22 protein-coding genes and 1 tRNA gene are annotated in these 21,319 nt (G+C 74.5%); 9 read left to right on the plus strand and 14 right to left on the minus strand.

Going from position 1 to position 21,319, the window contains the following annotated elements; translation table 11 throughout:
- Positions 1-29 precede the first annotated feature (29 nt).
- Together FB380_RS21710 and FB380_RS21715 are read right to left on the minus strand one after the other, a co-directional pair.
- Positions 30-2,630 (minus strand): bifunctional FO biosynthesis protein CofGH, encoded by a 2,601-nt coding sequence (locus FB380_RS21710; RefSeq protein ID WP_166757441.1) that lies wholly within the window; start codon positions 2,628-2,630, stop codon positions 30-32.
- A gap of 105 nt (positions 2,631-2,735) precedes the next feature.
- Positions 2,736-3,245: a flavin reductase family protein gene (locus FB380_RS21715; RefSeq protein ID WP_166757442.1), complete on the minus strand. Its 510-nt coding sequence runs from the start codon at positions 3,243-3,245 to the stop codon at positions 2,736-2,738.
- Positions 3,246-3,271: 26 nt separating this feature from the next.
- Here FB380_RS21715 and FB380_RS26125 point away from each other — a divergent pair, with 26 nt between their 5' ends.
- Complete coding sequence (locus FB380_RS26125; protein ID WP_166757443.1) at positions 3,272-4,696, plus strand: dihydrolipoyl dehydrogenase family protein; 1,425 nt, start codon at positions 3,272-3,274, stop codon at positions 4,694-4,696.
- Between the two features lie 3 nt (positions 4,697-4,699).
- Complete coding sequence (locus FB380_RS21725) at positions 4,700-5,686, plus strand: NAD(+)/NADH kinase (protein ID WP_166757444.1); 987 nt, start codon at positions 4,700-4,702, stop codon at positions 5,684-5,686.
- Between the two features lie 12 nt (positions 5,687-5,698).
- On the opposite strand, the gene FB380_RS21730 is transcribed toward FB380_RS21725, so the two are convergent.
- Positions 5,699-6,484, minus strand: a complete 786-nt coding sequence (locus FB380_RS21730; RefSeq protein ID WP_166757445.1) for a transglutaminase-like domain-containing protein — start codon at positions 6,482-6,484, stop codon at positions 5,699-5,701.
- Between the two features lie 99 nt (positions 6,485-6,583).
- Here FB380_RS21730 and FB380_RS21735 point away from each other — a divergent pair, with 99 nt between their 5' ends.
- Entirely contained in the window at positions 6,584-7,414 is an 831-nt protein-coding gene (locus FB380_RS21735; protein WP_166757446.1) for an SGNH/GDSL hydrolase family protein, read from the plus strand.
- Positions 7,415-7,453: 39 nt separating this feature from the next.
- Here the strand turns inward: FB380_RS21735 and FB380_RS21740 are convergent, their stop codons facing one another.
- From FB380_RS21740 to FB380_RS21750, 3 genes are all read right to left on the minus strand, one after another.
- Positions 7,454-9,760, minus strand: coding sequence for a putative bifunctional diguanylate cyclase/phosphodiesterase (locus tag FB380_RS21740; protein ID WP_229682279.1), 2,307 nt, complete (start codon positions 9,758-9,760; stop codon positions 7,454-7,456).
- Positions 9,761-9,844: 84 nt separating this feature from the next.
- The gene (locus FB380_RS21745) at positions 9,845-10,270 is read right to left on the minus strand and encodes an STAS domain-containing protein (protein ID WP_166757448.1); all 426 of its coding nucleotides are present in this window, start codon (positions 10,268-10,270) and stop codon (positions 9,845-9,847) included.
- A gap of 111 nt (positions 10,271-10,381) precedes the next feature.
- Positions 10,382-10,684, minus strand: coding sequence for a DUF427 domain-containing protein (locus FB380_RS21750; RefSeq protein ID WP_166757449.1), 303 nt, complete (start codon positions 10,682-10,684; stop codon positions 10,382-10,384).
- Positions 10,685-10,835: 151 nt separating this feature from the next.
- Here FB380_RS21750 and FB380_RS21755 point away from each other — a divergent pair, with 151 nt between their 5' ends.
- Positions 10,836-11,879 carry an LLM class flavin-dependent oxidoreductase gene (locus tag FB380_RS21755; protein ID WP_166757450.1) on the plus strand — a complete coding sequence of 348 codons (1,044 nt, stop codon included), beginning with the start codon at positions 10,836-10,838 and terminating at the stop codon, positions 11,877-11,879.
- A gap of 7 nt (positions 11,880-11,886) precedes the next feature.
- Here FB380_RS21755 and FB380_RS21760 read toward each other — a convergent pair whose 3' ends face one another.
- Complete coding sequence (locus FB380_RS21760) at positions 11,887-12,624, minus strand: GAF and ANTAR domain-containing protein (protein ID WP_166757451.1); 738 nt, start codon at positions 12,622-12,624, stop codon at positions 11,887-11,889.
- A 99-nt stretch (positions 12,625-12,723) separates the two neighbouring features.
- Positions 12,724-13,146 (minus strand): hypothetical protein, encoded by a 423-nt coding sequence (locus FB380_RS21765; protein ID WP_166757452.1) that lies wholly within the window; start codon positions 13,144-13,146, stop codon positions 12,724-12,726.
- A gap of 278 nt (positions 13,147-13,424) precedes the next feature.
- Between FB380_RS21765 and FB380_RS21770 the strand changes: the two genes are divergently transcribed.
- A complete protein-coding gene (locus FB380_RS21770; RefSeq protein WP_166757453.1) occupies positions 13,425-14,543 on the plus strand; it encodes an alpha/beta hydrolase family protein in 1,119 nt (372 codons plus the stop codon).
- Positions 14,544-14,722: 179 nt separating this feature from the next.
- On the plus strand, positions 14,723-14,899 hold the full coding sequence (locus FB380_RS21775; RefSeq protein ID WP_166757454.1) for a hypothetical protein: 177 nt from the start codon (positions 14,723-14,725) through the stop codon (positions 14,897-14,899).
- A 193-nt stretch (positions 14,900-15,092) separates the two neighbouring features.
- Here FB380_RS21775 and FB380_RS21780 read toward each other — a convergent pair.
- Positions 15,093-15,168, minus strand: a tRNA-Arg gene (locus FB380_RS21780).
- A gap of 207 nt (positions 15,169-15,375) precedes the next feature.
- On the opposite strand from FB380_RS21780, the gene ssb reads away from it, so the two are divergent.
- Both ssb and ettA read left to right on the plus strand, forming a co-directional pair.
- Complete coding sequence (ssb, locus tag FB380_RS21785) at positions 15,376-15,894, plus strand: single-stranded DNA-binding protein (protein WP_166757455.1); 519 nt, start codon at positions 15,376-15,378, stop codon at positions 15,892-15,894.
- A gap of 116 nt (positions 15,895-16,010) precedes the next feature.
- The gene (ettA, locus tag FB380_RS21790) at positions 16,011-17,681 is read left to right on the plus strand and encodes an energy-dependent translational throttle protein EttA (RefSeq protein WP_166757456.1); all 1,671 of its coding nucleotides are present in this window, start codon (positions 16,011-16,013) and stop codon (positions 17,679-17,681) included.
- A gap of 182 nt (positions 17,682-17,863) precedes the next feature.
- Here ettA and FB380_RS21795 read toward each other — a convergent pair whose 3' ends face one another.
- Entirely contained in the window at positions 17,864-18,295 is a 432-nt protein-coding gene (locus tag FB380_RS21795; protein WP_166757457.1) for a protein-tyrosine phosphatase family protein, read from the minus strand.
- Between the two features lie 72 nt (positions 18,296-18,367).
- Between FB380_RS21795 and FB380_RS21800 the strand changes: the two genes are divergently transcribed.
- On the plus strand, positions 18,368-18,793 hold the full coding sequence (locus FB380_RS21800) for an acyl-CoA thioesterase (protein WP_229682278.1): 426 nt from the start codon (positions 18,368-18,370) through the stop codon (positions 18,791-18,793).
- 20 nt (positions 18,794-18,813) lie between these two features.
- On the opposite strand, the gene FB380_RS21805 is transcribed toward FB380_RS21800, so the two are convergent.
- From FB380_RS21805 to FB380_RS21820, 4 genes are read right to left on the minus strand one after another with little or no spacing between them, the layout of a single operon-like run.
- Positions 18,814-19,347, minus strand: a complete 534-nt coding sequence (locus FB380_RS21805) for an MOSC domain-containing protein (protein WP_166757458.1) — start codon at positions 19,345-19,347, stop codon at positions 18,814-18,816.
- Positions 19,344-20,003: an energy-coupling factor transporter transmembrane component T family protein gene (locus FB380_RS21810; RefSeq protein WP_166757459.1), complete on the minus strand. Its 660-nt coding sequence runs from the start codon at positions 20,001-20,003 to the stop codon at positions 19,344-19,346. The genes FB380_RS21805 and FB380_RS21810 overlap by 4 nt, the downstream gene beginning before the upstream one ends.
- Entirely contained in the window at positions 20,000-20,716 is a 717-nt protein-coding gene (locus FB380_RS21815) for an energy-coupling factor ABC transporter ATP-binding protein (RefSeq protein WP_229682277.1), read from the minus strand. The genes FB380_RS21810 and FB380_RS21815 overlap by 4 nt, the downstream gene beginning before the upstream one ends.
- 20 nt (positions 20,717-20,736) lie before the next feature.
- On the minus strand, positions 20,737-21,300 hold the full coding sequence (locus tag FB380_RS21820; protein ID WP_166757461.1) for a biotin transporter BioY: 564 nt from the start codon (positions 21,298-21,300) through the stop codon (positions 20,737-20,739).
- Positions 21,301-21,319 lie beyond the last annotated feature (19 nt).

Below are 21,319 nucleotides of genomic sequence, written 5' to 3' on the forward strand. Positions count from 1 at the left end.
AGACAGTGGTGCGGGGGGACGGCGGCGGCTCAGAGCAGCTTGAGGGTGAGCGCCTGGCGGCCCTCCTCTGAGCGGGCGGTGGCCATCCGCTCGGCGCTCGGGGTGCCGTACTCGGTGGTGCGCTGGCGGGCCGGGCGGCCGATCGCCGCGGCCATCGCCTCGAGCTCGGCGATCGTCTTCAGCGACCCGTTGCCGGAACCCGCCATCCGGCTGATCGTCTCCTCCATCAGCGTCCCGCCCAGGTCGTTGGCGCCGCCGTCGAGCATCGCCTGGGTGCCGGTGTCACCGAGCTTCACCCACGAGGTCTGGATGTTGTCGATCCGCCCGTGCAGCAGCAGCCGGGCGACCGCGTGCACGGCCCGGTTCTCCCGGTTGGTCGGCCCCGGCCGGGCGACCCCGGCCAGGTAGATGGGCGCGTTGTGGTGCACGAAGGGCAGCAGCACGAACTCGCGGAAGCCGCCGGTCTCGTCCTGCAGGGCGGCCAGGGTGCGCAGGTGGGCGACCCAGTGCGCCGGGGTGTCGACGTGGCCGTACATCATCGTCGACGTCGTCGGCAGGCCCACGGTGTGCGCCGTCCGCACGATCTCCAGCCAGGTCGCGGCCGGCAGCTTGCCCTTGGTCAGCACCCAGCGGACGTCGTCGTCCAGGATCTCCGCGGCCGTGCCGGGGAGGGAGTCGACGCCGGCCTCCTTCGCCGCGATCAGGAAGTCGGTGAACGACAGCCCGGTGCGCGCGGCGCCGTTGACCACCTCCATCGGGGAGAACGCGTGCAGGTGGATGTCGGGACGGCGGGACTTCACCTCCCGGGCCAGGTCGAAGTAGGCGGTGCCGGGGAGGTCGGGGTGGATGCCGCCCTGCATGCAGATCTCGGTCGCCCCGCCGGCCCAGGCCTCGTCGACCCGGTCACCGACCTGCCGCATCGACAGGGTGAACGCGTCGGCGTCGGTGCGCCGCTGGGCGAACGCGCAGAACCGGCAGCCGGTGTAGCAGACGTTGGTGAAGTTGATGTTCCGGTTCACCACGTAGGTGACGTCGTCGCCGTTGACGTCCCGGCGGACGGCGTCGGCCAGCGCGCACAGGTGCTCGAGGTCGGTGCCGTCGGCGCCCAGCAGGGTCAGGTACTCGGCGTCGGAGAGCCCGGCCGGGTCCTGCTCGGCGTGCAGCAGCGCGGCCAGCACCTCCCGGTCGCCGACGGTCAGGGCGGTGGAGGAGCCGTCCCGGGCGGCGACGGTCGCCTCGCGCAGCTGGGCCCAGTCGCCGTAGACGGCGTCGAAGTCGCTGCGCCGGTCGCCGGTGCGCCCCACGGTGTCGACCTCGACGTGCAGGTCGACCCGGCCGGAGGAGGTCCAGGCCTCGTCCGGCTCCTGCCAGGGCAGGCCGACCGGGATCCGGCCCTCCACGGCCAGCCCGTCGGGGCCGGCGAGGGCGGAGACGTGCGGGCGCACCCGCGGGTCCAGCCACGGCTCGGGGGAGGTGACGTAGCCGGGCTGGGCGGCCAGCCGCTCGCGCAGGGTGAACCCGGCCTCGGCGGTGAGCGCGGCGAGCTTGTCGATGTTCGGCCACGGCCGCTCGGGGTTGACGTGGTCGGGGGTGAGCGGGGAGACCCCGCCCCAGTCGTCGACCCCGGCCCGGAGCAGCAGCCCCAGCTCGGTGGAGTCGCTCAGGTTCGGCGGCGCCTGCACCCGGGCCGACGGGCCCAGCATCAGCCGGCTGACCGCCACCGCGGCCACGTACTCCTGCAGGTCCAGGTCGTCGTGCGCGGCCATCGCGGTGCGCGGCTTGGCCCGGAAGTTCTGCACGATGACCTCTTGCACGTGCTGGTGCCGCCGCGCCGAGGCCCGGATCTCGGCGATCGCGTCGACCCGCTCGGCGTAGGTCTCGCCGATGCCCAGCAGCACGCCCGTGGTGAACGGGACGGCGGAGCGGCCGGCGTCCTCCAGCACGCGCAGCCGGACGGCGGGCTCCTTGTCCGGGCTGCCGAAGTGCGGGCCGCCCTTCTCCGACCAGAGCCGGGTCGCCGTCGTCTCCAGCATCATGCCCATCGAGGCGGCGACCGGCTTGAGCCGCTGGACCTCCTCCCAGGACAGCACGCCGGGGTTGAGGTGGGGGAGCAGCCCGGTCTCCTCCAGCACCCGGATCGCCATCGCCCGCAGGTAGCCCAGCGTCGAGTCGAACCCGTGCGCCTCCAGCCACTCGGCGGCGACCGGCCAGCGCTCCTCCGGGCGGTCGCCCAGGGTGAACAGCGCCTCCTTGCAGCCCAGCGCGGCGCCGGCCCGGGCGATGTCCAGCACCTCGTCCGGGGACAGGTACGGCGCCTTGCCCTCCGCGCGCAGCTGTCCCGGCGTCGTCACGAAGGTGCAGTAGTGGCACCGGTCGCGGCACAGGTGGGTCAGCGGGATGAACACCTTGCGGCTGTAGGTGACCACCCCCGGCCGGCCGGCCGACGCCAGCCCGGCGTCCCGCACCCGGGAGGCGGCGGACAGCAGCCGGTCCAGCGGTTCACCCGCACCCAGCCCGCGGGCGTGCAGCAGGGTCTCGGCCTCGGTGGCGTCCAGCGTCACCCCGCGCTCGGCGCGCACCAGGGCGCGGCGGAGGGCGGAGTCGGACGGGGCGGGCAGGGCGATGTCCATCGGCGACGACGCTAACCCCGCGGTGCGACCCCCGCCGTCCCCAGCCCCGCCCCCCTCCCCCCGTGACCACCAGAATGGCCATTGTGGTGGTCAGGGCCGGGCGTCTCAGGGACGGCGGAGGGGCTGGCCGGCGCCGTCGGTCCAGCGGCCGCGCAGGCGCACCAGCGGGTCGCCGTCGCCGAGGACCGGCACGCCCTCCACCTGCAGCAGCACCAGCGCGTGGCTGCCGGCCTCGACGACCGAGTGCACCGTGCAGTCCAGCGCCGCCGGCGCGCCGTCCAGCACGATCGCGTCGCTGACCGGGGCGCGGTGCCAGGGCACCGACTCCAGCAGGTGCCGCGCGCTGGGCCGGCCGGCGGAGGCGAACCGGCTGGCGAGGATCGCCTGGTCGGCCCCGAGCACGTTCACCACGCAGCTGCCGATCGACTGCAGGACCTCGGCGGGGTAGCCCTCGGCGGCCAGCCCGAGGGCGATCAGCGGCGGGTCGGCCGAGACGCTCATCAGCGAGGTCACCGTCGTCCCGACGTCGTCGATGTCGTCGCGGACGGTGAGCAGCACGACCCCGGCGGCGTACTGGCGGAGGGCGGCGGAGTACTCCGCGGCGTCGACAGGCACGGGGGTCAGTCGACCACAATGGCGCGGTGACCACTGCGGAGCAGGAGTACGACGTCATCGTCCTGGGTGCCGGCTCGACGGGGGAGAACGTCGCCGACATCGCCGCCCGCGGCGGGCTGAGCACCGTGCTCGTGGAGAGCGAGCTGGTGGGCGGTGAGTGCTCGTACTGGGCGTGCATGCCCAGCAAGGCCCTGCTGCGCGGCAGCGAGGTGCTCGCCGAGGCGCGGGCCGTGCAGGGCGCCGCGGCGGCGGTGACCGGCGAGCAGGACGCCGCCGCCACCCTCGACCGCCGCGACGGCTTCACCCACCACTGGGACGACGCGAGCCAGGCGGAGTGGGTCGAGAGCTCCGGCATCGCCCTGGTGCGCGGGCAGGGCCGGCTGGCGGGGGAGAAGCGGGTCGCCGTCACCCGGGACGACGGCACCGAGCTGGTGCTGCTCGCCCGCCACGCGGTCGCCGTCTGCACCGGGTCGCGGGCCGCCGTCCCGCCGGTCGAGGGCCTGGCCGACGTGCAGCCGTGGACCCCGCGGGAGGCGACCAGCGCGAAGGAGGCGCCGGGCCGGCTGCTGGTGCTCGGCGGCGGCTACGTGGGCAGCGAGATGGCCACCGCCTGGCAGCAGCTGGGCTCCTCGGTGACCCTGCTGCAGCGCGGGCCGCGGCTGCTGCCGAACGTGGAGCCGGCCGCCGGCGAGGCGGTGGCGGAGTCGCTGCGCGGCCTGGGCGTCGACGTCCGGCTCGGCAGCGAGGTGCGGGCGGCCCGGCGGGAGGACGGCGGCGACGTGGTGCTCACCACCGCCGACGGGGAGTTCCGCGGCGACGAGGTGCTGGTCGCCGTCGGCCGTGCCGCCAACACCGACGAGATCGGGCTGGACACCGTCGGCCTCGAGCCGGGGCGGTACCTGGACGTCGACGAGTCGCTGCAGGTGCCCGGCGTCCCGTGGCTCTACGGCGTCGGTGACGTCAACGGCCGCCAGCAGCTCACGCACATGGGCAAGTACCAGGCCCGCCAGGCCGGAGCCGCGATCGTCGCCCGGGCGCGCGGCGAGCAGGTCGACCTCGCCGACTGGTCGCCGTTCGTCGCCACCGCCGACCGCCGGGCCACGCCGAGCGTGGTCTTCACCGACCCGCAGGTCGCCTCGGTCGGGATGACCACCGCCCAGGCGGCCGACGCCGGCGTCCCGCACCGGGTCGTGGAGTACCCGATCGGCAGCGTCGCCGGGGCGTCGCTGTTCGCCGACGGCTACTCGGGGACGGCGATCGCCGTGGTGGACACCGAGCGCGAGGTGCTGCTCGGCGTCACGTTCGTCGGCTCCGGGGTGGCCGAGCTGCTGCACTCCGCGACGATCGCGGTGGTCGGCGAGGTGCCGATCAGCCGGCTGTGGCACGCCGTCCCGTCCTACCCGACGATCAGCGAGATCTGGCTGCGCCTGCTCGAGACCTACCGGGGCTGACGGGTGCACGACGGCAGCCGGATCGGCCTGGTGCTGCACCCGCACCGGGACTGCGTGGGTGCGGTGGCCCAGGTGCTCGCCTGGACCACGACGCACGAGGTGGAGCTGGTCGCGGCGGCGGCGGACGTCGAACGGCTGCACCTGCAGGGCGTGACCCCGGTGGACGTCGCCGAGCTGGCCAGCAGCTGCGACGGGATCATCGCCCTCGGCGGCGACGGGACCCTGCTCGGCGCCATGCGGCTCGTGGTCGCCGACCCCGTGCCGGTGCTGGGCGTCAACTTCGGCCGGCTGGGCTTCCTCACCGAGGTCGAGGGCCGCGAGCTGGACGGGGCGCTGGCGGCGCTGGCCGAGGGGCGCTCGACGCTGGAGTCGCGCAGCTGCCTGGTGGTGCGTGGGCCGGGCTGGGAGACCGTCGCCTTCAACGACGTCGTCCTGGCCCGGGTGCCGGGGGAGGGCATGGTCGACGCCACCCTCTCGGTGGCCGGCCGCCGCTACGGCCACTACCGCAGCGACGCGCTGATCATCGCCACCCCGATGGGGTCCACGGCCTACAACTTCGCCGCCGGCGGCCCGGTGATGTCGCCGGGGGCCGCGGGCGTGCTCGTCACCCCGTCGGCGCCGCTGAACGGCATCGACCGCACCGTGGTGCTCGGCCCGCACGAGCCGCTGCACCTGGCGCTGCCGGAGACCGCCGGCCACCCGGCCGTGGAGGTGGACGGGCTGGTGGTCGGTCGCCTGGGACCGGGGGACGAGCTGCACGTCGAGGCCCGGGCGGACGCCGGGCTGCTGGTGCGGCTGGACGACTGGCTGGCCGCCGACCGCAGCCGGGTCAAGCTCTCGCTGCTGGACCTGCCGCTGCTGCCGGAGGAGCTCATGGAGCTGGTGCCCGAGGAGCTGCGCCGCCGGACACCGGGCGGGGTGCCGGCTCCGGGCACCGGCCCGGCGCGGGCTCCGCAGGGCAGCCGCGGGCCCGGCGAGGCCGTCAGCTGAGCCGGGCCGCTCTCACGGCAGCGGGAACGGCTCGTCGGACGGTGCGGGGAGGTCGCCGTCCACGGTGGCGGTGACCGTCATGCCCTGGAAGGCCGCCTGCCCGCCGAACAGCGAGAGGAAGGCGGTGTCCGCCGCGTCGCGACCGGTGCAGATCCGGACCAGCGCCGACGTGGGGGCCAGCCGGGTGGCGTCGACGGTCTGCCACACCCCGTCGACGTCGGCCTCGACGACCGCGTGGAAGTCCATCGGCGACAGCCCCGGGGCGTAGACGGCGACCAGCCGGGCGGGCACCTCCAGTGCCCGCAGCAGGGTGATCGTCAGGTGCGCGTAGTCCCGGCAGACGCCCTGCCCGAGCAGCAGGGTGTCGACCGCGGTGTCCACCGGGCGGCTGGCCCCGGCGGTGTAGACCAGCCGCCGGCCCACCCAGGCCGCGACGGCGGCGACCAGCTCGGCGCGGGGCGTCGACCGGTCGAACTCGGTGCCGGCGTAGCCCTCCAGCTGGTCGGCGGGGCAGTATCGGCTGGGCCGGACGAACTCGGCCCAGTCCGCCGGGGTCACCGGCCGGGGGGCGCCGCCGGAGGAGACCTGCGCGCGGTAGCTGACCGTCGTCTCGCCGGCGGGGAGCTGCAGCCGGTGCACCCGGGCCCCGGGGACGGCGATCTCCTCGGCGTCCACCGGCCGGCCGTCGGTCAGCACGGTCAGCTGCTCGTCGGCGGGTGCGGCGACGGCGACCTGCAGCAGCGCGGTCGCCGGCGCGGGGGAGGAGACGGTGAGGGAGCAGGCCACGTCGGTGCGCATGCGCAGATCCTCACCCGCCCGTGTTACCGGCAGGAGACGCCGCACGTCCGGCCCGACCCCCTCATCGCCGCGGCCGCGGGTCGTGGTGCAGTAGGGGACGTGCAACCGGGCAGTGATCGTCGGACGTGGCAGCGGTACATCGCGCTGGGGGACTCCTTCACCGAGGGGCTCAGCGACCCCGAGCCGGGGACGCCGGACTCCTTCCGGGGCTGGGCCGACCGGCTCGCCGAGCACCTGGCTGCGGCCTCGCCGTCGGGCACCGTCGAGTACGCGAACCTCGCCGTCCGTGGCCGGCTGCTGGCCCAGGTGCTGACCGAGCAGGTGCCGGCCGCGCTCGCCTCCCGGCCGGACCTGGTGAGCCTGGTCGCCGGGGGCAACGACCTGCTGCGCCCGGGCGCCGACCCCGACCAGCTGGCCGCGGACCTGGAGGGTGCCGTCGTCGCCCTCCGCGCGGCCGGCGCCGACGTGCTGCTGGCCACCGGCGTGGACCCCCGGCAGACGCCGATCATCCGCCGCACCCGGGGCCGGGTCGCGGTGTTCAACACCCACCTGTGGTCGATCGCCGCCCGGCAGGGCGCCGTCGTGCTCGACCAGTGGGGCGCCGCCTGGCTCCAGGACGCCCGGATGTGGGACCCGGGCGACCGGATCCACCTGACCGCCGAAGGACACCGCCGGACGGCGTTGGCCGCGGCGGCCGCGCTCGGCGTCCCGGTGGCCGGCGACGACACGGACTGGCGCACCCCGCTGGACCCGGCGCCGCCGCTGCCGGTGCGCGAGGTGGTCGGCCAAGAGCTCGCCTGGGTCCGCGGCTTCGTGCTGCCCTGGATCGGCCGCCGGTTGCGCGGGGAGTCCTCGGGCGACGGGCGGGCGGCGAAGCGACCCGACGCGCTCCCGGTGCGCACCGGCTCCGTCTCCGTGCCGGACGCCTGACCCCTCGGGGACGGACCGGGCGGTCCGTCCCCGGAGGGGTCAGCTGCGGCCCACCTCCGGCAGGTCGCCGGTGTCCAGCGGGCCCAGCCGCTGCTGGAAGCCCTCCAGCCAGGGGCGCAGCCCGGAGAGGTCGGTCGGGTCCGCGGTCAGCCCCCGCAGGTCGCCCAGCTCCGCCGGCTCCCGCGGACCGGGCACGCCCGGGGTGTCCGGTGCACCGTTGGCGGCCAGCAGGGCGCGCAGCTCCAGGAACGCGCTGGAGGCCCGGAAGACCCCGGGGTCGAAGGAGTCGTCCGGCTGCGTCCCGTCCTCGGCCCCGGCCGGTGCCTCGGCCGGCCGCGGGACGGGGGTGTCCGAGGTGGTCGCGGGCAGCTGGAACGAGTCGAGCTGGGGGACGGCGGCACTGCCCACGACCGGGCCGGGCCCCTCGAGGTCCTGCTCGGCGAGTGCGGCACCCAGGTCGAACCCGGTCCCCGGCTCGTCGTCCTCGCGCCCGGACCACCCGTGCTCGGGCGCGCCGGCGTCGGCACCGGCTGCGTGCTCCGGCGCGGGCGCGGGGTCCGTGGCCGGGTCGTCGAGGTCGCCGAGCCCCGCGGGCGGCGGGTACTGGTCGAGCTCGCGCGCCGGCAGCGGGGCGGGCCGGCCGAAGGCGTAGCCCTGGGCCATCGCGCAGCCGTGCTCGCGGAGCCAGCGGGCCTGCTCGCCGTCCTCGATGCCCTCGGCGATCACCTGCAGGCCCATGCCCTGGCCGAGCTGGAGCAGGCCCTGCACCAGCGCGGCGGTGGCCGGCTGGGCGACGATGTCGGCGACGAAGGAGCGGTCGATCTTCAGCGTGTGGATGGGCAGCCGGTGCAGCGCGGTGATCGCGGAGTAGCCGGTGCCGAAGTCGTCCAGCGCCAGGGTCACGCCGGTCTCGGTCACCGTGTCGACGGCGTGCAGCGTCGCGTCCGCGGCGAACAGCGCGGTCGACTCGGTGATCTCCAGCTCCAGCCGCTGCGGCTCCAGCCCCGACTCGGCCAGCGCGTCGGCGACGAGCTCGCTGAAGCCCGGCTCGGCCAGGTGCCGGGCGGAGATGTTGACGTGCACCCGGAGTGCGGGGTCCCAGCCGGCGGCGTCCCAGCAGGCCTGGTGCAGCACCCAGGCGCCCAGCCGGGAGGTGAGCCGGTTGTCCTCGGCGGCGGACAGGAACGCGCCGGGGGGCAGCAGGCCGCGGGTCGGGTGCTGCCAGCGGATGAGCGCCTCGTAGCCCAGCAGGTGCTCGTCGGACAGCGCGACGATCGGTTGGTAGAACAGCCGCAGCTCGCCGGCCTCCAGCGCGTGCCGCAGGTCGGTCTCCAGCTGCAGCTGGTCGACGTAGCCCTCGCCGAGCGCCTCGTCGTGCACCTCGATCCGGCCCCGGCCACCACTGGCCTTGGCCCGGGCGAGCGCGCTGTGCGCCTGGCGCAGCAGCGCCTCCGGGGCGAGGTCGGAACCCAGGGTCATGCCGACGCTGGCCGACAGGGTGATCTCCCGGTCCAGCACGTGGAAGGGCTCGTCGAGCACGCCGAGCAGGCGGTCGGCCAGGGTGTGCAGCCCCTCGATGTCCTCGACGTCCTCGGCCAGCACGAGGAACTCGTCGGCCCCGAAGCGGACGGCGGTGTCCTCCACCCGGGTGCTCCAGCGCAGCCGGTCGGCGACCTGGCAGAGGAGCTGGTCGCCGCCCTCGTGGCCCAGCGAGTCGTTCACGGCGGTGAAGCGGTCCAGGTCCAGGTGCAGCAGCCCGACCAGCGTCCCGCGCCGGCCGGACGCGGCCAGGGCACGCTGCAGCCGCTCGGTGAGGGCCCGCCGGTTGGGCAGCCCGGTCAGCGGGTCGGTGAAGGTGCGGCGGACCAGGTCGTCCTCGACCCGGCGGCGGTCGGTCACGTCGACCAGGGTCAGCAGCACGAACTGCGGGTCGCCGTTGCTGTGGTGGACGAGCTCCTGGGTCTGCAGCGCCCAGATGCTGCTGCCGTCCGCGCGGCGCAACCGGCGCTCACCGACCACCTGCAGCTGGGGGTCCAGCAGCGGGGTGCCGGGCAGGTGCTCGACGGCGCGGTCCTCCAGGGGGACGTCGTCGGGGTGGGTGAGCAGGTCCAGGTGCCGGCCGACGAGCTCGCCGGAGGTCCGGCCGGTCAGCTCGCACATCGCCGCGTTGACGACGAGCAGCCGGCCGTCCGGGTCGACGACGGCCTTGGCGACGGGCGCGGACAGGAAGAGCGCGCGGAACAGCTGGCCGCGGTCGGCCAGCAGCACGTCGGCCGCGCTCAGTCGTCGCCCGGCGGTGCCGGCGGGCACGGGAGCGCCCGGCGGCACGGGGGCGGAGGAGGTCACCGCGACAGGGTCGCGCATCGAGCACGATCATCCGGGGAACCCGGCCGATCGAGATGTGTTCGTGCCGTCACGTTCGGTGACGGGTCACCTCTCTGGTCCCACCGCCCGCGATGTGTCACATGTGAGGTCCGGGAGCGGCGCGCGCGCCCGTCGTGCGGTGTCGGCGATCGACCGGTCCAGACCGCTCAGCCGGAGGAGCCGGTCGACGCAGCGGCTGCGCCCGGTGAGCCGCAGTTGCCGGCCCGAGTGCACGGCCAGCGCGTGCGCTGCGGCCAGGCTCCGGAGCCCGCCGGCGTCACACCAGGTCACCCCGCTCGTGTCGATCACCCAGCAGGCGTGGCCGGTGGTGGCCAGGGCTGCGAGTGCGTCGGTCACGTGGTGGGCCGAGTCGCGGTCCAGCTCGCCGCGCAGCACGACGGTGGCGTGCACCCGGTCGACGGAGACGGCGAGCCCCTCGAACGGGGCCGGCCCGGTGGTCGGGAGTGGGTCGGTGGTCAGCAGCAGCGACATGGCCAGTCCCTATGGGGGCCCGGGGGTCGAGGTGCCGACCCGCACAGCCCCGCGAGCGGGCGATACGGCCGGAGGTTCGACCAGGCACCGACCGTACGCCCGCACCGCCGGTCACGCCGTCACGGTGATCCCCGGTGAGAAGGCGACGTAGCCGGCGAAGTCGTGGCCGACGCGCTCGACCGCCGAGGGCTTGAGGTCGGGGTAGCTCCAGGCGCCGTCCTTGCGGGTGCCCTCCGGGGTGACCACGTCGAAGTACTGGGCCGGGCCCTTCCACGGGCAGGTGTAGGCCGTCGGGCTCTCGGTGAGCGCGCCGGGTGCGACGGCCGACGGCGGGAAGTACCAGTTGCCCTCGATGCGGACGAGCTCGGACTCGGGTGCCTCGGCGATGACGGTGCCCTCGACTGTCGCGCGCATGTGACTGCTCCTTGGTTGACTGTGGTGCTCGACACGTCCGGCAACGCCCATCCGCCGCCGTGTCATCCCACTGCGTCATCCCACCGGGCACCGGGAACACGCCCGGGTCCACCGGTGCTCGCAGACGTGCAGACGACGAGAGGTGAGTGCAGTGGACAAGCAGATCGGCTTCCTGTCCTTCGGGCACTGGCAGCCCATCCCGGGCTCCCAGGTGCGGACCGGGCGCGATGCCCTGGTGCAGAGCGTGGAGCTGGCGGTGGCCGCCGAGGAGCTGGGCCTCGACGGCGCCTACGTGCGGGTCCACCACTTCGCCCGGCAGCTGGCCTCGCCGTTCCCGCTGCTGACCGCGATGGCGATGCGGACCAGCCGGATCGAGCTGGGCACCGGCGTCATCGACATGCGCTACGAGAACCCGCTCTACATGGCCGAGGAGGCCGCGGCCGCCGACCTGCTCAGCGGTGAGCGGCTGCAGCTGGGCATCAGCCGCGGCTCACCGGAGACGGCGCTGCGCGGCTCGGAGGCGTTCGGCTACGTGCCGGCCGAGGGCGCCGACGACGCCGGGCTGGCCCGGCAGAAGACGGCGCTGTTCCTCGCCGCCGTCAGCGGTGAGACCGTCGTGGACGCCGACCCCCGGATGACCGGCGGCGCCTCCGCCCGGCTCGCCGTCCAGCCGCAGTCCCCGGGGCTGCGGCAGCGGATCTGGTGGGGGTCGGGCACCCGGCAGACCGCGGTCTGGACCGCGGAGAAGGGGATGAACCTGATGAGCTCGACGCTGCTGTCGGAGGACACCGGGGTGCCCTTCGACGAGCTGCAGGCCGAGCAGATCGCCCTGTACCGGGCATCGTGGGCCGACGCCGGCTGGGCACACGAGCCGCGGGTCTCGGTCAGCCGCAGCGTCCTGCCGATCACCAGCGACCAGGACCGGCAGTACTTCGGCTCGGGTCAGGGCGGTGCGGACCAGGTCGGCATCCTGGAGGGGGTCCGGGCCCGGTTCGGCAAGAGCTACGTCGGCGAACCCGACCAGCTGGCCGAGGAACTGGCCAAGGACGCCGCCGTCCGGGACGCCGACACGCTCCTGATCACCGTGCCCAACATGCTCGGCGTCGAGTACAACGCCCACCTGCTGGAGACGGTCACCCGGCACGTCGCACCGGCGATCGGCTGGGTGCCGCCGGCGGAGCGGGCCGCGGGCTGACCCGCGGTCAGTCGGTCGGCATCGCCCCGGTGCTGGTGAGCTCGTCGGCGATGTCGAACAGCTTGCGGTTGGTGTGCGACGACGCCCGGACCATCAGCTCGAACGCCTGAGGGGCGGTGAGCCGGTGCCGCTCCATCAGGATGCCCTTGGCCTGCCCGATCATGTCCCGCCGGTCCATCGCGCTGCGCAGGTTCGACTCCTGCCGGGCCGCGGACAGCGCGATGGCGGCGTGCGAGGCGAAGATCTGGCCCACGGACTCCGACTCGGCGTCGAAGGAGCCCGGCAGCTCGGCGTAGAGGTTGAGCGCCCCGAGGTTGTCGCCCTCGGTGAACAGCTGGAAGCTCAGCATGCTGCCGGCCCCGCGCCGGTGGGCCTCGGTGGCGAAGCGGGGCCACCGGGTCTCCGCACCGAGGTCGGGGACCCGGACGGTCATCTCCTCGCGGAGGGCGTCCAGGCACGGTCCCTGGTCGAACTCCGACTGCAGGGCGTCGATGTCCCGGGCCAGCTGGCTGGTGGCGGCGTGCGGGTGGACGTGGCGGTGGATCACGAGGCTGACGCTGGCCATGTCGGTGCCGGGGACCGTGGCGACCGCCGCGGCCGTGATCGAGGACAGCGTGGCCTCGACGTCGCCGTGCTCCTGCTGCAGCGTCCGGGCGATCCGGCCCATCACCTGTCCGAGGTCCTCGGGTGTGTCGTCGTGCCGGCGGGGCTGGCCGGTCTCTGGAGCCCCTCGGTGCGTGGGCATGCCTGCACGCTAGCCCCCGGGTGAAGTCCCTCGGGGCCTTTCCAGAGCAGGATCGTCCTCAGCCTCGTCCCAGCGGCCGGGGACACGGGCGGGCCGGGCTCACTCCCCGTCCGACGGCTCCTCGCCGGTCAGCTCCTCGGGCACCGGGACGCCGGTGAGCTCGAGCAGGCGCCGCACGGTCTCCTCGACGAAGAGGTCCTCCGGGTCGTCGTCCTCGTCGTCCGGGGCGAGCAGCGCGGCGACGTCCTGCGGGTCGACCTCCCGCCCGGTCGCCCGGCGCGCCCAGGAGGCGAGCCCGCGGGCCTCCGCGTCGTTGTCGACCGGGGCGCTGGCCGTCGGGTCCTCGAAGTAGACGCGGGGCTGGAAGCCGAGGTAGCAGCGACCGCCGCCGTCCCCGGTCGGCCGGTAGTCGACGGTGGCGATGTCGCTGTCGTGGACGTCGACGACCAGGTACGGCTCGCGGGGGGCGTCCGGGCTGGTCCAGGCGCCGTCGCTGTAGGTGAACGTCCCGAAGAGCCCCATGGCCGGCCAGGCTATCGACTGCTGTGCCGACGGGCGGGGTGCGGACCGGCCCGGCCGGTGCGGTCAGGGGCTCGCCGGCGGCCGCCTCGCTCGCTCGCGGGCGCGCGCCGCCAGCAGCCGGCTGGTGAACGGTGAGAAGACTCTCCCGGCCTCCCCGAGCGTTCCTCGCGCCGACCCTGCAGGCTGTGACCGGCCTGTGACATCAGCCGCGGGACAGACGGGTCGGTCAGCCACCCGTCGGCGGGATGTCCGAACCCCTCAACGCGCTTGGAGCCCTCGTGCGCCCGTTCCGCATCGTGCTGGCAGCGCTGGTCGCGCTGCTCGCCACCGCCACGCCGTCCGTTGCCGCCCCGACCGGCGGATCAGGCGGCCCGCTCACCGACCGCACGTTCCAGACCTTCACCGGCGCCGGGTACACCGCACAGCACCACCTGTACGCGGGCGGGATCGACACGTCCCGACCGGTCGGGCTGCTCGTCTACGCCGACGGCACCGGCGAGTACGGCTTCGAGAACCCGTCGGCCGGCTACGCACTCGGTGGGGTCGACGGGGTCGTCGCCGTGGCGAAGCGGAACAACATGGTCCTGCTGGTGCCCTCCAGCCCCAACCGCGCCTGCCAGTGCTGGGAGCGTGGCGACCCGACCGGGTACGCCGACCACCTGGCCGCGCTGATCGAGTCCGTCCACGGCCGGTACGACATCGACCGGGACCGCGTGTGGCTGAGCGGCTACAGCAGCGGTGCGCAGCTGACGACCCGGTTCCTGTTCCCCCGGCACCCGGAGCTCCTGACCGGCGGCGGGACCATCGTGATCGGCGGGGGCGGCGCACCTGCGGTCGCCGCGGACGCGTTCCCCGCGTCGCTCAGGGCCGACGTGCACATGCACTGGGACACCGGTGCGCTGGACACCGACACCAACGGGTCCGCTCCTGGTGGGCTGAACTCGCTGAGCGGTCCCTACGGGGCCGAGGTCGGTGAGGCCTGGTACGCCGACCGCGGGTTCCAGACGTCGCACGAGCACCCGGCCGGGGTCGGCCACGCCCGCAACGGTCAGTTCGGCACGATCATCGAGGGCGTCCTCGACCGGCACGCCACCCCGATCGCCGGGTTCGAGCCCGCGGCCGGCCCGCAGCCGTGGGAGCACACCGTCACCCCTACCCGCGTCGGCGTGACGGTGTCGGTGTCCGTCCCCTCGAACACGACCCGGACCACGCTGCGGGTCTCCGCGTCGCCCTTCGGCTCGCAGACCGGCTTCTACACCTACCGGACGACCAGCGGCGACGTCGTCCCGCTGTCCCTCACCCGCAGCCTCGCGCCGGACCGGACCTACCACTACCAACTGGAGACCGGGACGGACCGGACGGTGGTCGCCTCCGGCACCTTCCGGACGCTTCCCTGACCCGGGTGCCGAGACGCCCTGCGCACGCTGGCCGTCCGGCCCGGCCCGTGCCGATTCCCCGGGCCTCACCGCTTCCCTGACGACGGCGGTGACCCGGGGGTTGGCGCCGCGGGACGTCGGGCATGTCGGCCGTGCGTACACCCGACGTCGGCCCCGGCCGATCGACCACGAGGAGAACGATGACCAGCACCTCCCTCCCCACCCGCCGGAACCGGTGGCGCTCCGCGGCCGCCGGTGTCGCCATCGCCGCCGCGTCGTTCACCATGACCGCCTGCGGCGACGACGAGGCTGCCGACGAGACCGGCATCCTCGAAGAGGGTGACCTCATGGAAGAGGACGAGGACCCGGACGAGTAGGACGCGTCCGGCAGGCCAGGTCGGCGGGGCGCGCGGTCAGCGCCCTGCTGCCTGCGGCTGCCGCACCTGACGTGAGCTGACGCCGGAGCGCGGGGCCGAGCTGCTGCCGGCCTCGATCGGCGCCCCGTGCCCCCGGCCGGACGGGGCCATCGGCGCAGCAGGCCGGCGGACCGCCCGGCGGTCCCCGGTCAGGTGGCGCGCCCGGCAGGGATCGAACCTGCGGCCAAGTGCTTAGAAGGCACCTGCTCTATCCGCTGAGCTACGGGCGCTCGCCGCCAGATCATCGCATCGGTGCCGGCGATCGTGCCCGGACCGGGTGGTGTGCCGTAGCGCTGTGTCCCGACAGGACGGCGCCCGTCGTCCACAGCGCGCGTGCGCGTCCACAGTCGGCCGGGAGTCCTGTCCCGCCGGGTCCGCGCGCTGGACGGTGGTCCCAGCCCGGCAGGTCGCCGGGGGACAGCACCCTGAGGAGCACCGTGAACGAGACCGATCTCGTCGTCGTCGGCAACATCGTCAACTCCCCGCAGCGCACCCGGCTGCCCAGCGGGGACAGCGTCACCAACTTCCGGATGGCCTCCACCTCCCGTCGCTTCGACCGGGAGACCCAGGCCTGGACCGACCACCGCACCTTCTTCGTCGACGTCGAGTGCTGGGGCGACCTCGGCGGCAACGTGTCGCACACCCTGAGCAAGGGCGACCCGGTGGTCGTCACGGGGGAGATCTACACGCACGAGTGGGAGAGCGACCAGGGGCGGCGCAGCCGGCCGCAGATTCGGGCCGCCCACGTCGGGCCGGACCTGACCCGGGGCGTCGCCGACTTCCGCCGGTCGGCCCGGACGCTCCCGCAGACCGAGCCGGCCGAGGAGCCGACGGACGCGCCGGCGGAGGACCCGTACGCCGGCCGGTCCACGGATTACCAGGTGGGGGAGGAGGCGTTGCACGAGGCGGACTCCGAGCTCACCGATGCGCGCACCGCGGTGCCGGCGCTGACGTGAGCCTCCCCGACTGGGAGGATCGGAGCTGAGAACGCCGGGGCGGGGCCGGGGACGCCGGCAACGGCTGCCCCGCCCCTGCCCCCGCTCGCGCACCTGACGGAAGGCTCCAACCCACAGTGGCCCAGTACATCTACTCCATGGTCCGTGCCCGCAAGGCGCACGGCGACAAGGTGATCCTCGACGACGTGACGCTGGCGTTCCTGCCCGGCGCGAAGATCGGTGTCGTCGGCCCCAACGGTGCCGGCAAGTCGACCGTCCTGAAGATCATGGCCGGCATGGAGACCGCCTCCAACGGCGACACCGTGCTGGCCCCCGGCGCCACGGTCGGCATCCTCGAGCAGGAGCCGCCGCTCAACGAGGACCTCGACGTCCGCGGCAACGTGGAGGAGGCGGTGAAGGACCTCCGCGCGGCGCTCACCCGCTTCGAGGAGGTCAGCACCGCCATGGGCGAGCCCGACGCCGACTTCGACGCGCTGATGGCCGAGCAGGGCGAGCTCATGGAGGTCATCGAGAACGCCGACGGCTGGGAGCTCGACAACCGCATCGAGCAGGCGATGGACGCGCTGCGCTGCCCGCCGGGCGACGCCGACGTGAAGGTGCTCTCCGGTGGTGAGCGCCGCCGGGTGGCGCTGTGCAAGCTGCTGCTGGAGGCCCCCGACCTGCTGCTGCTCGACGAGCCCACCAACCACCTGGACGCGGAGAGCGTCGCGTGGCTGGAGCAGCACCTGGAGAAGTACGCCGGCACCGTCGTCGCCGTCACCCACGACCGGTACTTCCTGGACAACGTCGCCCAGTGGATCCTCGAGCTCGACCGCGGCCGGGCCTACCCCTACGAGGGCAACTACTCCACCTACCTGGAGACCAAGGCCACCCGCCTCAAGGTCGAGGGCGCCAAGGACGCCAAGCGCGCCAAGCGGCTGAAGGACGAGCTGGAGTGGGTGCGTTCGGGCGCGAAGGCCCGGCAGGCCAAGAGCAAGGCGCGGCTGGCCCGGTACGAGGAGATGGCCACCGAGGCCGACAAGTTCCGCAAGCTCGACTTCGAGGAGATCCAGATCCCGCCGGGCCCGCGGCTGGGCAACGTGGTCATCGAGACCAAGGCCCTGACCAAGGGCTTCGGCGACCGGGTGCTCATCGACGACCTCTCCTTCACGCTGCCGCGCAACGGCATCGTCGGCGTGGTCGGGCCCAACGGCGTCGGCAAGACGACGCTGTTCAAGATGCTGGTCGACCAGGACGAGCCCGACGACGGCGAGATCAAGGTCGGCGAGACGGTCAAGATCAGCTACGTCGAGCAGAGCCGCAGCGGCATCGACCCGGCCAAGAGCCTGTGGGAGGTCGTCTCCGACGGCCTGGACCACATCAAGGTCGGGAACGTGGAGATGCCGTCGCGGGCCTACGTCTCCGCGTTCGGCTTCAAGGGCCCGGACCAGCAGAAGAAGGCCGGCGTCCTCTCCGGCGGTGAGCGCAACCGGCTGAACTTGGCCCTGACGCTCAAGCAGGGCGGCAACCTGCTGCTGCTCGATGAGCCCACCAACGACCTGGACACCGAGACGCTGACCAGCCTCGAGGGCGCACTGCTGGAGTTCCCCGGCTGCGCCGTGGTGGTGAGCCACGACCGGTGGTTCCTCGACCGGGTGGCGACGCACATCCTGGCCTACGAGGGCGACTCGAAGTGGTTCTGGTTCGAGGGCAACTTCGACGACTACGAGAAGAACAAGGTCGAGCGGCTCGGCCCGGACGCCGCCCGCCCGCACCGCGCCACCTACCGGAAGCTCACGCGCGACTGAGGAAGGACCCCTCCGCCCCCCACCGCTCGCACGCTCGCGGCGGGCCCCTGCGGAGGGGCCGGCGGGCCCTGCGGAGGGCCCGCGGAGTGTGACCGGGCACGGTGACGGCCGGCTGGAGCTGGGTGCTCCGGCCGGCCGTCGCCGTCTGCGGCCCCTCCGTCCGCCGGCCCGGGGGCCCGCCGTCAGGCGCTGAAGCCGGCCACGAAGCGGGCCTGGCCGCGGGTCTCCACCGCGTGCCTGCCGTAGTGGCCGCGCACGAAGGCGACCGCCCGGGCCGGGGGCAGCCCGTCCAGGACCGCCAGGCAGGCCAGCGCCGTCCCGGTGCGCCCGGTGCCCCCCGAGCAGGCGACCTCGACCCGCTCGGTGCCCGCGCGCTGCCACAGCTCGCGCAACGCCTCGTGCAGGTCGCCGGGCGCGGTGGGCAGCCGGAAGTCCGGCCAGCACACCCAGCGGGTGACCCACGGGACGGGGCACGGCGGGCGGCCCAGCAGGTACAGGCCGAAGGCCGGGGGCGGGCTCCCCTCCGGCAAGGGGCGCCGCAGGCCACGACCGCGGACGCGGCGTCCTGACGGCAGCACCAGCACGCCCGGCTCGGTCTCCGCCCACGGGTCCATCACCGCACCGTAGGCCCGCACGGCCCGACGGGGAACAGGGTCGGTGCGGACGTGCGCGGGCCATGAGGCAGGGTGACCGACGTGAGGCACACCGTCGCCGTCCCGATGCGCTGGTCGGACATGGACGCCTACCAGCACATCAACAACGTGGCCTTCCTCGGCTACTTCGAGATGGCTCGGGTGGACCTGTTCTTCGACCAGCCCACCCACGACGAGAAGACCGGCCTGCGCCGGGGCATCGTGGTCGCGTCCCACGAGATCGCCTACAAGCGGCCGGTCCTCTATGACGCCGACCCGCTGCAGGTGCAGATCTGGGTCTCCGGCGTCCGGGCGGCCGCGTTCACCTGCCACTACGAGCTCTTCGACCACGGCCGGCTGGCCGTCACCGGCAGCACCCTGCTCGTGACGTTCGACTTCGCGCTGGACCGGCCGCGCCGGCTCACCCCGGAGGAGAAGACCTTCCTGAGCTGCTACCACGACGAGCCCGCCGGCGCCTGACCCCCGGGGTGGCGGGGAGGTCAGTCGGGGAGCGCGACGACGCGGTGCACCGGTCGGTCCGGGCCGACCGGCGCGCCCCGGTCGGCCGCCTCCTCCTCGGTGACCGCCCGGACGGGGTCGCCCTCGGCGATCTCCGCGCCGCCGAACACCGCGGCGTTGATGCCGCCGCGGTGCACCATCGCCTTGACCAGCCGTGACCCGGTCAGCCGCTCCAGGTGGGCGCACGGCGGGCAGCGCTTCATGCCGAACAGCAGCGCGTCACCCACGGCGAACCACCGGCCGACCAGCGACGGCAGGTGGACCCCGGCGGTCACGAGGTTGCGGCGGGTGTCGCCGGGCGTGAGGGGCACGGCCACCTCGGCGGCGACCGCGGCGACGTCGTCCCGGTCGATGAGCGTCAGCTGCTTCTCCAGGTCCGGGTACTGCGCCCAGGTGCCACCGCCCAGGGCGTAGCGGTCGCCGTCCAGTCCCCGGCCGGCCAGCAGCCGGGCGGCGGCGACCCGCTCCATCGGAGCCGCCGCGGTCGGGGTCCGCCAGATCTCCAGCAGGGTCATGGGTCCTCCCGTGGTGGGGGTCGTCGGCGCCGCGGGGCCGGCGCGTCGTCTGCGCCCCGGGCGTCCAGGGCCTCGCTCACGTCGTGCGCCATCTGCAGCACCTGCACCAGCAGCGGTGCGATGGTCGTCCGCAGCGCGAGCAACCCGCGCGGCGAGCCGCCGCGGGCTGCCTGCGCGGCCCGGATCCGCTCGGCGCGCTCGGTCAGCACCGGGATGAAGCGCAGCGCCATGGTGATCGCCAGGCCCACCCGCGCCGGGCGGACGCCGAGCAGCCGCAGCGGTGCGCACAGCCGCTCCACCACCGCCACCATCTCGTTCACCCGGGTCGTCGCGGTGACCACCGCCGCGGCCAGCACCAGGGCCAGCAGCCGCAGCGCGACGTGCGCGCCGGTGCGCACGTCGGTGGTGAGGGCGTGCACGACCAGCAGCGCGAGGAGCCACCAGCGCACGGCGCGGGCCTGCCGGGCGAGCACGTCGGCCGGCAGCCGGGCCACCAGGAGCCCCACGCCGAGCACCCCGGCCAGCGCCGCACCCGCCGCGGTCAGCGTGGGCAGCGCGAACAGCACGACGGCGAGGACGGCGAGGCAGAGCAGCTTGACCCCGGCCGGCAGCCGGTGGACTGGGCTGCGGCGCGGGACGTAGAGGGCGAGGGTCACCTGCCGGCCATGAGGGCCCGGTACGCGGACACGGCCACCCGCGGGTCGGCGTCCTCGACCACCCGGCCGCCGTCGACCACCAGGACCCGGTCGAAGCCGTCGAGCAGGTCCAGCTGGTGGGTCACCACGACCACCCGCTGCTCCAGGCCGGCGATCAGCTCGGCGATCCGGCGGGCGTTGACCAGGTCCAGCAGCGTCGTCGGCTCGTCGAAGACGATCCGGGCCGGCCGCATGACCAGCACACCGGCGATGGCCAGCAGCTGCTTCTGCCCACCGGACAGCAGGTGCGCGGGGTGGTCGGCGTGCCCGGCCAGTCCGTGGCGGTCCAGCACCTCGGCGACGCGGACGGCGCGCTCCTCGGCCGGCACGCCCTGGTTCTCCAGCCCGTAGGCGACGTCCTCGGCGACCGTGGGGTGCACGATCTGCGCGTCCGGGTCCTGGAAGACGAAGCCCACCCGGCGGCGCACCGCACGGACCTGGGTGCGGGTGTCCAGCCCGTCCACCAGCACCCGTCCGGACGTGGGCACGACCAGGCCGTTCAGCAGCCGGGCGAAGGTGCTCTTGCCCGACCCGTTGGCGCCCACCACGCCGACCCGGCGCTCGGTCAGGGTGAGGTCGATGCCGTCGAGCACGACCCGGTCGCCGTACCGGTGCCCGACCCCCCGCAGCTCGATGCCGCGGTCGGGTTCAGCAGCGGCGGATGCGGTGTCCACCGCACCCGGACGGCGGAACCTCACCGAGCGCCAGCGGCCCGCCGCGGACGCTCGATCACGGGGTAGCTGCGCCGGACGACGTCGGCGATGGCGGCCGCGACGAAGGCCTTGACCAGGTCGCCGGGGACGAAGACGGCGGCGCCGCTCCACAGCGCGGTGTCCCACGGGAGCCCGGCGACGGCCTTGAGCACCGGGACGCCGATCGCGTAGACGACCACGATGCCGCCGATGACGTTGGCCACCATGCCGACGGCGACGTTGTAGCGGGACCAGGTCCGCTCGGTGAGCCAGCCGATGACGGCGGCGGCGAGCGGCCAGCTGTAGAGGTAGCCGGCGGAGGCCCCGGCGAAGGGGGCCAACCCGCCGGCGCCGCTGGCCAGCAGCGGGAGACCGATCGCCACGAGCACGAGGAACAGCAGGACGGCGAGGAACCCGCGGCGGGCACCCAGGACGCTGCCGGCGAGCATGACGCCCAGCGTCTGCGCCGTGATCGGCACCGGGCCGATGTTGATCGCGGGCAACGTGCCCAGCACCGCGATGATCGCGGCGAAGAGAGCCACGTACGCGAGGTCACGGGTCTTCACGACGGTTCCTCCACAGGCA

It is taken from the genome of Modestobacter marinus (assembly GCF_011758655.1).
Lineage (GTDB): Bacteria > Actinomycetota > Actinomycetes > Mycobacteriales > Geodermatophilaceae > Modestobacter > Modestobacter marinus.

Coding starts and splice junctions, on each gene's coding strand:
- FB380_RS21710 (WP_166757441.1), bottom strand. CDS start 2,630: ATGGACATCGCCCTGCCCGCCCCGTCCGACTCCGCCCTCCGCCGCGCC.
- FB380_RS21730 (WP_166757445.1), bottom strand. CDS start 6,484: ATGCGCACCGACGTGGCCTGCTCCCTCACCGTCTCCTCCCCCGCGCCG.
- FB380_RS21745 (WP_166757448.1), bottom strand. CDS start 10,270: ATGTCGCTGCTGCTGACCACCGACCCACTCCCGACCACCGGGCCGGCC.
- FB380_RS21750 (WP_166757449.1), bottom strand. CDS start 10,684: ATGCGCGCGACAGTCGAGGGCACCGTCATCGCCGAGGCACCCGAGTCC.
- FB380_RS21760 (WP_166757451.1), bottom strand. CDS start 12,624: ATGCCCACGCACCGAGGGGCTCCAGAGACCGGCCAGCCCCGCCGGCAC.
- FB380_RS21765 (WP_166757452.1), bottom strand. CDS start 13,146: ATGGGGCTCTTCGGGACGTTCACCTACAGCGACGGCGCCTGGACCAGC.
- FB380_RS21775 (WP_166757454.1), top strand. CDS start 14,723: ATGACCAGCACCTCCCTCCCCACCCGCCGGAACCGGTGGCGCTCCGCG.
- FB380_RS21795 (WP_166757457.1), bottom strand. CDS start 18,295: ATGGACCCGTGGGCGGAGACCGAGCCGGGCGTGCTGGTGCTGCCGTCA.
- FB380_RS21805 (WP_166757458.1), bottom strand. CDS start 19,347: ATGACCCTGCTGGAGATCTGGCGGACCCCGACCGCGGCGGCTCCGATG.